Origin of the sequence: Pseudokineococcus lusitanus (assembly GCF_003751265.1) — a bacterium.
GTDB lineage: Bacteria > Actinomycetota > Actinomycetes > Actinomycetales > Quadrisphaeraceae > Pseudokineococcus > Pseudokineococcus lusitanus.
This window is the reverse complement of sequence record NZ_RJKN01000006.1, coordinates 75,294-89,856: the sequence shown is the minus strand read 5'-3', so window position 1 is coordinate 89,856 and position 14,563 is coordinate 75,294. Positions and strand designations below refer to the sequence as shown.

Here is a 14,563-nt window from a genome sequence, read left to right as displayed (position 1 = left end):
TCGGCCCCGTCGTCGCCCAACCCGCTCACCGCCCCACCGCGTAGCCCTGGTCACCGCGGGGGTTGGCCGCGGCCTGCAGCAGGCCCGTCGCCGGGTCGCGGGTGACGACCGACAGGCGCCCGAGCGTCCAGCCGCCGGCGCGGGTGACGACGTGGCCGCGCCGCTCCAACGACCCGACCACCTCCTCGCCGAGCCGGTCCTCGACGACGGCGCCGCCCGGCGTCCACGTCCGCGGCCAGAACGAGCCGGCCATCGACGTCGTGTGCAGCGCGGGCGCGTCGATCGCCTGCTGCGGCGTGTACCCGCCGAGCAGCGTGCGCAGGAGGTACGTCAGCTGCCACTGGTCCTGCTGGTCGCCGCCGGGGGAGCCGAGGCCCGCGACGGGGACGCCGTCGCGCAGCAGCATCGTCGGCGTCAGCGTCGTCCGGGGGCGCCGGCCCGGTCGCAGCGTCGACGGCGAGCCCTCCTCGAGCCACGTCATCTGCAGCCGCGTGCCGAGGCAGAAGCCCAGCTCGGGGATGGTCGGCGAGGACTGCAGCCACCCGCCGGACGGCGTCGCGGTGACGACGGTGCCCCAGCGGTCGACGACGTCGAGGTGGCACGTGTCGCCGCGGGTCGAGCCGGAGCGGGCGACCGTCGGCTCGCCCGCGGCCCCGCCCGCCGCGCCGGCGTCGTACGTCTCCCGCAGCGGCGGCACGAAGGGCGTGCGCCCGTCGGGCGAGCCGGGGCGCAGCTCGTGGCTCGCGGCGTCGCCGACGAGCGCCCGCCGCTCGGCCGTGTACGCGGGGGAGAGCAGCGTCGCCAGCGGCACCTGCTCCTCGTCCGGCCCCGGGTCGCCGTACCAGCAGTCCCGGTCGGCCAGCGCGAGCTTGAGCGCCTCGAGGACGACGTGCGCGCCGTCCGGCGTCGAGGGGTCGACGTCGGCCGGGTCGAAGCCCTCGAGCAGCGCGAGCGCCTGCAGCAGCACGGGTCCCTGGCCCCAGGCGCCCGTCTTGGCGACGGTGACGCCCATGACGTCGAGCGTCACGGCGTCCTCGAAGCCGGCGGAGAAGGCGGCCATGTCGTCGCCGCGCAGCACCCCGGCGTGGTCGGTGCCGCTGGCGTGCCGGTGCGGCGCGCGGACGAAGGCGTCGACGGCCTCGGCGACGAAGCCCTCGCCCCACGCGGCGCGGGCGGCGTCGACGCGCGCCTCGCGGCTGGGGCGGCCGCGGCCGGCGTCGACGAGCCGCTCGAGCACCGCGGCGTACGCGGGGTTCTCGATGCTCGCGCCCGCGGTCGGCGCGACCCCTCCGGGCATCCACAGCGCGGCCGACGTCGGCCAGTGCTCGGCGAAGAGCTCGGCGACACCGGTGATCGTGGCGCCGACGCGGGCGAGCACCGGGTGCCCGTGGCGGGCGTACCCGACGGCGTACGCGAGGACGTCGGCCACCTCCCACGTCCCGCGGTCGCGCAGCAGCACGAGCCACGCGTCGACGGCGCCCGGGACGGCGGCGGCCAGCGCCCCGGCTCCGGGCACGAGGTCGAGGCCCTCGGCGCGGAAGTGCTCCGGCGTCGCGGCGGCCGGGGCCGGGCCCTGCCCCATGAGGACCTGCGGCGGGGCGCCGTCCGCGGTGGCCACGAGCCCGGTGACGTCGCCGCCGGGGCCGTTGAGGTGCGGCTCGACGACGTGGAGGACGAAGGCCGCGGCGCACGCGGCGTCGACGGCCGTGCCGCCGCGCTCGAGCACCGACATGGCGGTGGACGAGGCGATCCAGTGCGTCGAGGCGGCCATCCCGAAGGTGCCCTGCAGCGTCGGCCGGGTGGGCTGCTCGGCCGCGGTGGGCGGCGTGACGAAGGCCGAGGACGGGGAGGGGCTCATCGGGCGGCTGCCTTCCCCCGGCGGCGACGCCGGGCGGGGACGGTGAGGGGGTCGAGCGCGTCGCGGAGCGCGTCGCCCAGGAGGTTGAAGCCGAGGCAGATGACGGCGATCGCCACGCCCGGCAGGACGGCGGCCGACGGCGCGCGCAGGAGGTACTGCTGGGCGTCCGACAGCATGATCCCGAGGCTCGGGGTGGGCGGCTGGATGCCCAGGCCGAGGAAGGACAGCAGGGCCTCGCCGATGACGGCCGTCGGCATGATGATCGTCGCCTGGACGATGATCGCCGAGCCTGCGTTGGGCAGGACGTGCGTCGCGAGGATGCGCGGCCCGGAGGCGTCCATCGTCCGCGCGGCGTCCACGAAGGGGCGCGAGCGCACCCGCAGCGTCTCGGCGCGGACGACCCGGACCATCGTCGGGACCGCGGCGATGCCGAGGGCGACCGCGGCGTTGCCGAGGCTCGCGCCGCCGATGGCCGCGAGGCCCACGGCGATGATGAGGAACGGGAAGGCCAGCAGCAGGTCGGTGAGCCGGGAGACGACGGCGTCGACGCCCTTCCACCACCCCGCGACGAGGCCCAGGGGCACCCCGACGACGACGGCGAGGCCGACGGCGAGCAGACCCACCTGCAGCGACGCGCGGAGACCGAAGAGGATGCGCGAGAGGACGTCCCGGCCGAGGTCGTCGGTGCCGAGGAGGTACCCGACGGTGAGCGGCCGCTGGAACGGCGTCTCGAAGTTCACCTCGGTCGGCCCGTACGGCGCGAGGACCGGCGCCAGGAGTGCGCCGAGGACGACGAGCGCCAGGAGCACGAGGCCGACGACACCCTTCGCGTCGCCGAGGACCTTCCGCAGCACCCGGCCGCGGCCGCCGCCGAGCCCGTCGCCGGCGGTCGGCGTCGGGACGTCTGGGGTCCCGCCGACGGCCGCCGGGGTGGCCGGCTGCTCGGCGGCCATCAGGCGTCCACCCGCACGCGCGGGTCGAGCAGCGAGTACAGCGCGTCGACGGCGAGGTTGATGACGACGTAGAAGGCGGTCACGAGGACGACGACCGCCTGGATCACCGCGTAGTCGCGGGTGAAGACGGCGTCGAGCGTCAGCCGCCCGAGGCCCGGCAGGCCGAAGATCCGCTCGGTGACGACGGCCCCGGAGATGAGGCCGCCGAGCTGCAGGCCGACGACCGTCACGACGACGACGAGGCTGTTGCGCAGCGCGTACCGGCCGAGCACCCGGCGCGAGGAGAGCCCCTTGGCGCGGGCGGTGCGGACGAAGTCGGCCGAGAGGGTCTCGAGCATCGACGCCCGGGTCTGGCGCATGACGACGGCGGCGATCGCCGTCCCCAGCACGAAGGCGGGCATCGTCAGGTGCCACAGGGCGCGCAGGGGGTCCTCCAGCGGGGACACGTAGCCGGACGCGGGGAACAGGCCCGCCCACACGGCGAGGACGAGGACGGCGAGGATGCCGATCCAGAAGCTCGGCACGGAGAGCAGGACGACGGACGTCGTCGACACCGCCCACTCCTGCCAGCGGCCGCGCTTCACTGCCGCGACGACGCCCGCGCCCACGCCGAGGACGACGGCGACGACGAGCGCGTAGAGGGACAGCCACGCGGTGACGGGCAGCGTCGTCGCGACGAGGTCGGCGACGGGCTGGCCGGTGCGGCTCGACTCACCGAGGTCGCCGCTCAGCAGCTGGCCGACGTAGCGGCCGTACTGGACGGGCAGCGACTGGTCGAGCCCCAGCTCGGCGCGGACGGCGGCGAGCTGCTCCGGCGTCGCCTCCTCGCCGGCCAGCGCCAGCGCGGGGTCGCCGGGCAGGGCCCGCACGCCGAGGAAGACGACGACGGACGCGAGCACGAGCGTGACGAGCGACTGCCACGCGCGGTGGAAGAGGTAGCGGCCCACGGCGTCAGCGCTCCTCGACGGTGTCGTCGTCCGCGACGAAGGCGGCGCGGGACAGCCGGACGACGCCGTCGGCGAAGGTCTGGACGCCGGCCACCTCGTCGGTGTGCCCGGTGAGGTTGCGCTGGCGGTAGAGGTACACGACGGGGTCGTCCTCCTGGACCTTCTCGACGACGCGGCCGTAGGTCTCGGCGCGGGCGGCCTGGTCCGTGGCCTGGGATGCCTCGGCGAGGAGCGCGTCCATGTCCTCGTCCGAGTAGCCGGAGTAGTTGTTGCCCGCGCCGGTGGACAGGAAGTTCGAGGTGTTGGCGGCGGGGTCGACGCGGCCGGACCAGCCGAGCTGGAGCATCCGGAAGTCACCGCGGGTCTGGACGTCGAGGAGGGTCGAGTACTCGACGGGGACGATCTCGAGGTCGAAGCCGCCGGCCTGCACCGACGCCTGCAGCGCCTGGCCCAGTCGCAGCGAGTCGGGCGTGTTGGAGATCTGCATGTCGATGCGCAGCGGCGTCTCGACGCCGGCCTCGCGCAGCAGATCGAGCGACGCCTCGGGGTCGTGCTCGGGGCACGCCTCGCTCGCCGGGGTGCTGAAGGGGCTGTCCGGGCTGATCGGCGAGCAGGCGGCGTCGAACCAGCCGTTGAAGACCGTGGCGACGAGGGCCTCGCGGTCCACCGCGCGGGAGAACGCGTCCCGCACGCGGACGTCCTGCGCCTCGGGGGTGTCGATCTCGCCGGGCGGCTCCCCGGTGCCGTCGACGTTGCCGATGTTGAAGGTCACCGCCTGGTAGCCGAGCGAGCCGGACTGCAGGAGCGTGAGCCCGCTCTCGCGGGTCATCGCGTCGGCGTCCTGCGTGGAGATGGTGTCGGCCACCTGCACGTCGCCCGAGCGGAGGTTGGCCGAGCGGATCGAGGCGTCGGTCATGATCCGGTAGGTGATCGAGTCGAGGTGCACCTCGTCGGCGGCGTAGTAGCCGGGGTCGCGCTCGACGACGATCTCCGTCTGCGGCACCCGCTCCGCGAAGCGGAAGGGCCCGACGCAGGTCGGCGAGGTGCCGAAGTCCTCGCCCAGCTCGTCGAGGGCCGTCGGCGACATGATCATCCCGGCGCGGTCGGCGAGCGCCGCGGTGATGGGCGCGAACGGCGTCTCGTAGGTGAGGCGGACGGTCGTGGCGTCGAGCGCCTCGATCGCCGTAATCGGCCCCATCTCGCTGCGGCGCGAGGAGTCCGGCAGGTCGAGGTGGCGCTGCAGCGTCGTCGCGACGGCCTCGGCGTCGAAGGGCGTGCCGTCGGCGAAGACGACGCCCTCGCGGACGGGGATGTCGACCTGCAGCCCGTCCTCGGAGACCGTCGGCAGGTCGGTGGCCAGCTGCGGGACGAGCTCGCCCTCGGCGTCGAGGTCGTAGAGCTTCTCGCAGATCGACGCCATGACGTAGCGCGTGTAGAGCGAGGACGACGTCGTCGGGTCGAGGGCGTCCGGCTCGGCGGACAGGCCCATGACGAGGTCGCCGCCCTCGCGGACCGGCGTGTCGCCCAGCGGCTCGCCGACGGCGTCCGTCCGGTCGACGGTCGTGATCGTGTCCTGGACGGCGTAGCAGGAGGTCAGCGTCAGCGCGGCGGCCAGCGCGGCCGCGGCCACCCCGGCCGCCCTGCCGGCGCGTCGCGCGTGCCGTCCTCGTCGTGCGTGCGCTCCCATGCGGGGGGCCTCCGCGGTGTCGTCGTCGTGCGGCTGCTCGACGGCGTCCGGCCGACGAGCCCCCCGGCTCGGCGACGACGTTAGGTCGGATCTGCCCGTTGTGGGAGACCCGGGGGCTCATCAGTCGAGACAGGGCGGGCGACAACGGCGCCCACCCGCCCGGCCCCGACGGGGCCGCGCGGGTGGGCGCTGACGGACGGTGCGGAGGGGTCAGCGCACGGTCACCGTCCACGCCGCCGAGCGGCTGGGGGCGGTGGCGACGTCGCCGACGTGCTCGACGGCGAAGCGGTGGGTGCCGCGGCGCAGCGCGGGCTGGGTGAGCGTCGCGCGGCCGCCGGAGAGCGTGGCCCTGGCGACGACGCGGCCGGCGGCGTTCTTGAGGACCACCTCGCCGGTCGGGGTGCCGGCGGGGCTGGTGACCGTGACGGCGACGGTCGAGGTGCGGCCGGCGGTGACGGTGGTCGCCGCGGGACGTGCCGTCGTCGTGCCGGCGGAGCGGGCGACGTCGAGCGTCAGCTGCTCGGCGACGGGGCTCGTGCCGGCCGTGCCGTCGTAGGAGACCGACACCGTCTGCGCGCCCGCGGGCAGGCGCGGCAGGAGCAGGCGCGCCTCGCCGTCCGCGAGGGCGACCTTCGTCGTCGTCCGGCCGTCGACGACGAGCCGGACGACGCCGGTGGCCGGCCCGCCGCCGGCGCTGACCCGGGCGACGACCGCCTGGCCTCCCGCCGTGGTCGGGGAGGACGGCGGGTCGACGTCGAGCGTGGCGGCGTCCTTGGCGACGACGACGCGCAGCGTGGTCGCGGACGGGAGGGTCGAGCGGTCGCCGGCGTAGGAGACGACGACGTCGTGGGCCCCGACGGGCAGCAGCGGCAGGGTGACCGTCCTCCCGGTGGTCGACGCGGGACCGGCGGCGACGACGCGGTCGCCGACCCGGACGGTCACCTCACCGGTCGCGGCGACGCCGCTCGCCGTCGCACCCGGCGGCGCGGGGACGCGCACCGACGCCTCGACGACCGCGGCGCGCGTGGCGGTCGCGGGGGTCAGCAGGCGGGCGGCCGTCGTCGTCGCGACGCGGGCGACCTCGAGCGTCAGCCCGGTCGAGCCCGGTGCCGCGCCCGTGCCGCCGTCGTAGGCGACGACGAGGTCGTGCGTCCCGCCCGGGAGCAGCGGGAGCGTGACGCGGGCGGCCCCGCCGGTGACCGGGGCGGTCGCCGGCGTGCGGGCGCCGGCGGTCACCGTCACGGTGCCGTCGGTGGCACCGCCGCCGAGCCGGACGTCGAGGACGGCGCGCGTGGCGGCGTCGAGCGGGCCGCCGTCGGCCGTCCCGGCGGTCACGGTGACCGGCGTCGCGCGGGGGCCGTGGTCCTCGCCGTCGCGCGCGAGGCTCACGGTCGCGCGGACGTGGCCGCCGGCGAGGGCGGTCGTGCGCACCTCGACGCCCCCGCTCGCGCTGCGCCACACCCGGCCGTGCGGGAGGGCGCGGTCGACGTCGACGTCCCAGCCCTGCCGGGTCGTCGGGGTGGCGTCGAGCGCCAGGCTCGCGCGGGAGTCCTTCTGCGCCCGGAGCACCCGCAGCCCCGACGTGGCGTGCCACATGTCGAGGCGTCCCTGGTCGCGGCCGACCGCCTGGCGATTCTCGAGGCGGTAGACGACGCCGCTGCGCGGGTCGGTGACCGACAGGTCCTTGACGCCGGCGCCGGCGGCCCCGGCGAGCGGGGCGAGGTCGACGACCGTCGTGCCGCTCGCCGTCACGGAGCGGCGCTCCTCGGCGTCGAGGAAGCCGATGCGGGCGCGGCTCATCGCGGCCAGCGCGCCGGGGTGCCAGTTCGCGGCCGCCATGACGTCGAGCGCGTCGCCGTACTCCTGCTCGCGGCAGGGCGCCGGGGCGGCGGCGCCGACGAAGTCCTGGCGGGCGTCGGCGGTGCACTCGACGGCGTTGGCGTGGTCGAGCGAGAGGTTGTGGCCCAGCTCGTGGGCGGTGAGCGAGACGTCGTGGCTGTTGGCGAGGTAGGTGACGCCGCCGGTGCCGACGTCCCACCCGACGCTGCCGACGCCGTAGCTGCAGCCCTTGCCGTCCTCGTCGAGGAGGACGAGCAGGAGGTGCTCGCGCGCGCCCCCGCCCCAGCGCGTGCGGTCCTTCGCCTCGGTGAAGAGGTCCCAGCCCTGATCGCAGCGCAGGGTCGACGCGTAGCGGGCCGGCGTGCCGGCGAGGGCGAAGGTGACGCGGCCGGCGCTCTGGTCGGACCAGTAGTCCGAGGCCTGCCGGACCATCGAGGTGAGCTCGGCGTCGGTGGGGACGTGCTCGCCGCCGCTGCCCATGTCGACGACGGCCACGGTCACCGGGCGCGGCGGCGACACGGCCTCCGCGAGGACGGGCGCCGGCGCCTCGTCGGTGACCTGCACCGTCGACGGCTCGGTGGTCAGCGTGACGCCCTCCGCGGCAGCCGCCTCCACGACGGCGTCGGCGACGGGCGAGCCCGCGGCCGCGGGGAGCTCCCGCGCGGCCTCGAGGCGGCGCGCGCCGGCGGCGTCGGCGACGGCGTCCTCGACCGCGACGGGGACGTCGACGACGAGGCGCACCTCCTCGCCGTTGGCGGCGTCCGACGCCTCGAGCCCGGCGACGCCGACGAAGGTGCCGTCGTCGAGCCGCAGACCCCGCGGGACGGCGAGGGGCGCGTGGCCGTGCGCGGGGGTGCCCGGGGCGTGGGTGTGGGCGTGGTCGTGCGCGGGGGTGCCCGGTGCGTGGGTGTGGTCGTGCGGGTGGTCGCCGGCGTGCGGGTGTCCCTCGGCGTCCGCGGGGGCGGCGGACGGCGTCGCCCCGTCGGCAGGGGCGGGCGGCGCGTGCTCGGCCCCCAGCTCCACGACGCGGCCGGCGAGCACGGCCTGCGCGGTGCCCGCCGTGGGCGGCGTCGGGGCGGCGACCGCCGTCACGGGCGGCAGGAGCGCGGCGGCGAGCAGGGCGCACGCCCCGGCCCGCGCGGCGCGCACCACGGTCTGGTGGTGTCGGTCCACGGTCTGTCCTCGTCTCGGCAGCCCCCTGCGAAAGCGGTGTCGGCGGGAGGGCGGGCCGACTTGACCCGGCACGGCTCCGGACGCCGTGGCGTCACCCGGTCGACGGCGACCGCCCGGGACGCCGACGGCCCCCTCCTCCAGGGAAGGGGGCCGTCGGCCGTGCGCCGGTCAGCGGCTGACGGAGACGGTGACCTGCCGGGTGGACGGCGCGGTGGTGGCCGTCCCGTCGTAGACGACGTCGAGCGTCTGCCGGCCCGCGGGGAGCCGGGGCAGGAGGAGGCGCGCCTGCCCGTCGACGAGGGCGACCTTCGTGACGGTGCGGCTGCCGGTGTCGAGCCGGACCACCCCGGTGGCCGGGGCGTCGCCCGCCCGCACGCGGACGACGACCGGTTGCCCGCCCGCGGTCGTGACGCCGCGGGGCGCGACGGCCCGGACCGTGGACGTGGTCCGGGCGACGGGCAGGCGGAGCGAGGTGCGGGACGGGCCGACCGACGTGTCGCCGCGGTAGGCGACGACGAGGTCGTGCGTGCCGACGTCGAGCCGGCCGAGGAAGACGAGCGCGGTGCCGTCGGCGACGGTTCCGGACGCGACGAGCCGGTCGTGCTGGAGCACGTCCACCACCCCGGTCGCCGCGAGCGGGCTCGCGACGTCGACACTCAGCACGCCGGCGCGCAGGCCGGAGGGCGCGCTCGCCACCCCGACCGCGGTGGTGCTGCCGACGCGCCGGACCTCGAGCGTGAGGCTGCGGGTGCCCGGCCGGGCGTCGCGGCCGCCGTCGTAGGCGACGACGAGCGGGTGCGTCCCGCCGGGCAGCAGCGGCAGCGCGAGGCGGGCGGCGCCGTCGGCGACCGGCGCGGTGGCGAGGAGGCCGGCCGCGCCCGTCACCGTGACGGTGCCGTCGACGACGCCCTGCCGCGGCAGCCGGACGTCCAGGACGGCGGGCGTCACGGCGTCGGGCCGCACGCCCGTGGCCGTCGTGAAGACCACCTCGACGGGCGTGGCCTCGGAGACGGCGACGGTGCGCTCGGTCGACGACGGCGTCCACCAGTCCGGGGACGTCGGCGTGAAGCTCGCGCGGAGCACCTGCTCGCCGCCGGTCGGCGGCGTGACGTCGACGGCGAAGGAGCCGTCGGGGGCGACGACGGCGGACGTGCTGGTGCCCGCGACGTCGACCGTCACGGTGCCCTCCGGCGGCATGACCCCCGGTCCGCCGAAGACGGTGCCCCGCACCCGCGTCGTGCCCTCGCGGTAGAGCGTGGTGGCGGCGAGCGTGGTCGTCGTGGTCCGCAGGACGTCGTGCGCCTCGCCGTCGCGCGCCAGGCTCACCCGGGCGAGGGCCCGCCCGTCGGGCTGCGGCGTGGTCCGGATCTCGACGCCGCCGGTGGCGCTGCGCCAGACGTCGCCCGGCTGCAGCGTGCGCTTGAGGTCGGCAGAGTCCTCGAGGTCCCACCGCTCGGTGGGCGTCGGGTCGAGGACGAGCGTCGACCCGCCGGGCAGGCCCGGCGTCCGCAGGACGCGGAGGCCGTCGGGGCTGCGGAAGCCCCTCATGGTGGAGGCGTCACGGCCGACGGCGACGCGGTTCTCGACCCGGTAGACCACCCCGCTGCGCGGGTCGGTGACGCTGAGGTCCTTGACGCCCGCCCGGTGCGGGCCGGCCAGGGGCGCGAGCTCGACCACCGTGGTCCCCGCCCCGGCCACCGACCGCTGCTCCTCGGGGCGGAGGAGCCCGATCGAGGCGCGGCCGGCCGCGGACAGCGACGGCGGGGTCTCGTAGAAGTAGCTGTCGGACATGACGTCGAGGCCGTCGCCGTACGCCACGGCCCAGCACGGCGGCACGGGCCGACCGCTCGGCGTGGCGTAGTCCTGCCGCTCGTCCTCGGTGCACTCGAAGGTGTCGGCCCGGCCGAGACCGAGGTTGTGGCCCAGCTCGCGGGCGGTCAGCGCGGGGTCGGAGACGGTGCTGAGGGTGACGAAGCCCCCGGTGCCGACGTCCGGACCTCGGCTGCTCAGGCCCCGCCGGCAGCCGGTGCCCTCGTCGAGGAGGACGACGAGGAGGTGCCCGCCCTCCCCGTACCGGAAGCCGGACCGGGCCTGCGCCTCGTTCCAGACCCCGACGTCGTCGGTGCAGGCCAGCCGGGAGCCGTACCGGACGGGCGGACCGGCCGTCGTGAAGGTGATGCGGCCGTCGCTCTGGTCCGACCAGTAGTCCGAGGCCGTGGCCACCATGGTGGTGAGCTCGTCGTCGGTCGGGACGCGCTCGTCCCCGGCGCCGAGGTCCGCGACGACGACGGTCACCGGGCGCGGCGGTGCCTCGACGGCCGCCGTCGTCGGCTGCGGCGCCGCGGCGGTCACGCGGACGGTGCCGGGCACGACGTCGAGGGCGGTACCCGCGGCGAGGGCGTCCGACGGCTCGCCGGTGACCTCGACGCCCACCTGCGCGCCGCTCGTCACCCCGGCCGTCAGGCCGTCGACGGCGACGAGGGTGCCGTCGGCGAGCAGGAGCCCGGCGGTGGTCCCGGCCGTGCTTCCCGACGATTCACCGGGCGCCGGCTCGGCGACCACCTCGACGACGCCGCCGGCGAGGCCGACGCGAGTCGGTGCGTCGACGTCGGCGGCGAGGGCCGGGGGCGCGGCGACGCCGCCGAGGACGACGACGGACGTCATGGCGAGGCCGACCAGGCGGGACGTGAGCACGAGCACCCTTTCGACGGAGCGGTCGACGGATGATCGACGGACGCGGCCGTCGGCGGAGGGGCTTTCGTCCGACTCACCCGTGCGCGCAGAGCCCTCGCCCGTAGGGCAGGTGTCGGTGATGACGGCCCGGCTGGGTCGGAGACCGGCGGGTGGCCGCCTCCGGCGACGTCGCCGAGGCGGGTGCGGACGACGACGCCCACCAGTGCGGCCTCAGAGGGGACCGTGCGGGTGGGCGTCGAAGGGCGGACGTACGGGTCAGCGCGCGGTCACCGTCCACGCGGCCGAGCGGCTGGGAGCGGTGGCGGCGTCGCCGACGTGCTCGACGGCGAAGCGGTGGGTGCCGCGGCGCAGCGCGGGCTGCGTGAGGGTGGCGCGGCCGCCGGACAGCGTGGCCCTCGCGACGACGCGGCCGGCGGCGTTCTTGAGCACGACCTCGCCGGTCGGGGTGCCGGCGGGGCTCGTGACCGTGACGGCGACGGTCGAGGTGCGGCCGGCGGTGACGGTGGTCGCCGCGGGGCGGGCCGTCGTCGTGCCGGTGGAGCGGGCGACGTCGACCGTGAGCGGCTGCGCGACCGGGCTGGCCGTGGCGGAGCCGTCGTAGGAGACGGTCACCGTCCGGCGCCCCGCGGCCAGCTTCGGCAGGGGCAGCCGCACCTCGCCGCGGACGAGGGCGGCCTTCGTCGCGGTCTTGCCATCGACGTTGAGGCGGACGACGCCGGTCGCGGCCGTGCCACCGGCCCGGACGCGGACGACGACCGCCTGGCCGCCGGCCGTCGTCGGCCCCGTGGGCGCCACGACCTCGAGGGTCGCCGTGTCCTTGGCGATGACGACGGGCAGCGCGACCTGCGACGGCACCGAGCTCGCGTCCCCCGCGTAGGCGACGACGAGCTCCTGCCGGCCGACGGGCAGCACGGGAAGGGTGATCGCGAGGGCGCCGTCGGCGAGCGTGCCGGTGGCGAGGACCTGCTCGCCGCGGCGGACGGTGACGGCGCCCGTCGGCGTCGCCGGCCCGGACACCGTGGCGCGGAGGACGGCGGCGCGGCTGGCCGTCGCGGTCGTGGTGACCGTGGCGCGGGTCGTGCTGGCGCCGCGGGCCACCTCCAGGCGGAGGCCGGTCGAGCCGGGCTCGGCCGAGGTCCCGCCGTCGTAGGCGATGTCGAGGACGGAGGAGCCGGCGGGCAGGGCGGGGAGCCGGACCGTCGTCTCGCGCCCGGTCACGGAGGCGGTCGCCAGCACCCCGGAGCCCGACCGCACGGTGACGGTGCCGTCGACGGCGTCGGCCCCGAGGTCGAGGACCAGGTCGCTCGGCGAGCCGGCCGACGGGGCGGCGTCGTCGCCGGACCGGGTCACGCGCAGCACGGAGACGGCGCCGGAGCCGGCCACGTCGACGGCCCGGCTGTCGGTGGAGTCGCCCCACCGGTCGGCGTCCGCCGTCGTGAAGGACGTCGTGAGGGTCTGGCTGCCGCTGAGGACGGGCGTCAGGTCGACGGCGAAGGTGCCGTCGGCGCGGACCGGAGCCGTGGCCCGGTCGCCGGCGAGGTCGAGGGTGACCGAGCCCGCCGGCGTGACGGAGTCCTCGCCCGCGGTGACGGAGCCCTCGAGGCGGGCCGACCGGCCGCGGACCAGCTCGGGCACGGTCACGACCGGCGTCGTCGTGCGGGGGCCGTGGACCTCGCCGGTCCCGGCGAGGCTCACCTGGGCGCGGACGGCGCCGTCGGCGAGCGTCGTGGTGCGCACCTCGACGCCGCCGCTCGCGCTGCGCCAGACGTCGCCGTCGGGCAGGGCGCGGTCGAGGTCGATCTTGTCCGTGGCGCGCGCCGTCGGGGTGGCGTCGAGGGCGAGCGTGGCGTTGCCGCCGCCGTCGGCACGCAGGACCCGGAGGCCGGACCGGGCGCCGAAGAGCCCGAGCCGCCGCTCGTCGCGGCCGGTCGCGGAGCGGTTCTCGAGCCGGTAGCTCACGCCGGTGCGCGGGTCGGTGACGCTGACGTCCTTGACGCCGGTGCCCGGGTCCCCGGCGAGCGGGGCGAGGTCGACGACGGACGTGCCGAGCAGCGAGACGCTGCGCCGCTCGTCCGCGTCGAGGAAGCCGACACGGGCCCGTGCCATCGCCGAGACCGCGCCGGGCTGGGGGAGGGCGGCCGCCATGACGTCGACCAGGTCGCCGTACTCGCGGACGTCACACGGGTCCTGCGTCGCGCTGCCGACGAAGTCCTGGCGCGGCGCGGTCGTGCACTCGAGGGCGTTGGCGTGCTCGAAGGAGAGGTTGTGGCCGACCTCGTGCGCGACGAGGGAGAGGTCGTCGGCGTTGGCGATCGACGAGACGCCGCCCGCGTCGACGCCCCAGCCGACGCTGCCGACGCCGTACCCGCACTTCTTCGCCGGGTCCTCCTCGTCGAGGAGGACGACGACGAGGTGCGCCCGCCGGCCGCCGGGGAAGCCGGCCGCCTTGCCGGCCTCGTCCCAGAGCGCCCACGGGTCCTCGCACGTGAGCGCGGTCGTGTAGCGGGTCGGCGTGGCGGCGAGGGAAAAGGTGACGCGGCCGGCGCTCTGGTCGGCCCAGTAGTCCGAGGTGTCCTCGACCATCGCGGCGAGCTCGGCGTCGGTGGGGACGTGCTCGTCGCCGTCGCCCATGTCGGCGACGACGACGGTGATCGGGCGCGGCGGGCCGACGGCGGCGGCGGTCGCGGCGGGCGGCGCCTCGGCGGTCGTGCGGACGGCGCCGGGCTCGGTCGCCAGCGTGACGCCCTCCGTGGTGGCCGCGGTGACGACGGCCTCGGCGACCGCGGATCCCGCGGCGGCGGGGCGCTCGCGGGCTCCGGCGAGCGCGCGCTCGCCCGCGGCGTCGGCGACGTCGCCCTCGACCTCGGCGGGGACGTCGACGACGAGCCGCACCTGCTCACCGGACGCGGCGCCGGACTCGGCGAGGCCCTCGACGCCGACGAGCGTGCCGTCGGGGAGCTGCAGGCCCATGGGCGCGTCGGTGGGCGTCTCGGCGTGGTCGCCGTGGTCCGCGTCGCCGTGGTCGTGGGCGGCCGTCTCGACGACGACGTCGACGGCCCGCCCGGCGAGCAGCACCTGCGCGGTGTCGTCGTCGGGGGTGGCGCCGGCGGTCGCCGGCAGCAGCGCTACGGCGAGGAGCGCGCAGGCGCCCGCCCCGGCGGCGCGCGTGATGGTCGTGCGAAGTCCGTGCACGGTGTGGTCGTCCTCTGCTCGTCGGCCCTGGCTGGCCCTTCTTCGGTCGCCGGTGCGCGACCCGTAACACGACGAGACGGTGAGGGTCCGCCCACCACTCGTCCGGCGCGTGTCGTTGAGCCGGTCGGGGCGGCGGAGGCAGGCAGCGAGCAGGACGCAAGCCCTCAGCCGCCGGAGGTGAGCAGCCGGGTGCTCAGGTGGCGAGGAGCGGCGGGGCGCC

Annotated in this window: 7 protein-coding genes; all 7 read right to left on the bottom strand. The window is 77.1% G+C overall.

Translation table 11 applies throughout. The annotated features are described in order from the left end of the window. Positions 1-25 precede the first annotated feature (25 nt). Positions 26-1,858 (bottom strand): gamma-glutamyltransferase family protein, encoded by a 1,833-nt coding sequence (locus EDC03_RS11965; protein WP_199720205.1) that lies wholly within the window; start codon positions 1,856-1,858, stop codon positions 26-28. Next, positions 1,855-2,811, bottom strand: a complete 957-nt coding sequence (locus EDC03_RS11960) for an ABC transporter permease (RefSeq protein ID WP_123380484.1) — start codon at positions 2,809-2,811, stop codon at positions 1,855-1,857. Before EDC03_RS11960 ends, EDC03_RS11965 begins: the two co-directional genes overlap by 4 nt. Then, the gene (locus tag EDC03_RS11955) at positions 2,811-3,758 is read right to left on the bottom strand and encodes an ABC transporter permease (protein ID WP_123380483.1); all 948 of its coding nucleotides are present in this window, start codon (positions 3,756-3,758) and stop codon (positions 2,811-2,813) included. The genes EDC03_RS11960 and EDC03_RS11955 overlap by 1 nt, the downstream gene beginning before the upstream one ends. 4 nt (positions 3,759-3,762) lie before the next feature. Beyond that, positions 3,763-5,388 (bottom strand): ABC transporter substrate-binding protein, encoded by a 1,626-nt coding sequence (locus EDC03_RS11950; RefSeq protein WP_241967164.1) that lies wholly within the window; start codon positions 5,386-5,388, stop codon positions 3,763-3,765. Between the two features lie 267 nt (positions 5,389-5,655). Beyond that, a complete protein-coding gene (locus tag EDC03_RS11945; protein ID WP_123380481.1) occupies positions 5,656-8,457 on the bottom strand; it encodes an Ig-like domain repeat protein in 2,802 nt (933 codons plus the stop codon). Between the two features lie 168 nt (positions 8,458-8,625). Continuing rightward, positions 8,626-11,151, bottom strand: a complete 2,526-nt coding sequence (locus tag EDC03_RS11940) for an Ig-like domain repeat protein (protein ID WP_148058075.1) — start codon at positions 11,149-11,151, stop codon at positions 8,626-8,628. 255 nt (positions 11,152-11,406) lie between these two features. After that, entirely contained in the window at positions 11,407-14,343 is a 2,937-nt protein-coding gene (locus EDC03_RS11935) for an Ig-like domain-containing protein (RefSeq protein ID WP_123380479.1), read from the bottom strand. Positions 14,344-14,563: the final 220 nt, after the last annotated feature.

Bases quoted from the DNA above. Each gene is read 5' to 3' on its own strand.
- EDC03_RS11965 (WP_199720205.1), bottom strand. From the start codon at position 1,858: ATGAGCCCCTCCCCGTCCTCGGCCTTCGTCACGCCGCCCACCGCGGCC.
- EDC03_RS11960 (WP_123380484.1), bottom strand. From the start codon at position 2,811: ATGGCCGCCGAGCAGCCGGCCACCCCGGCGGCCGTCGGCGGGACCCCA.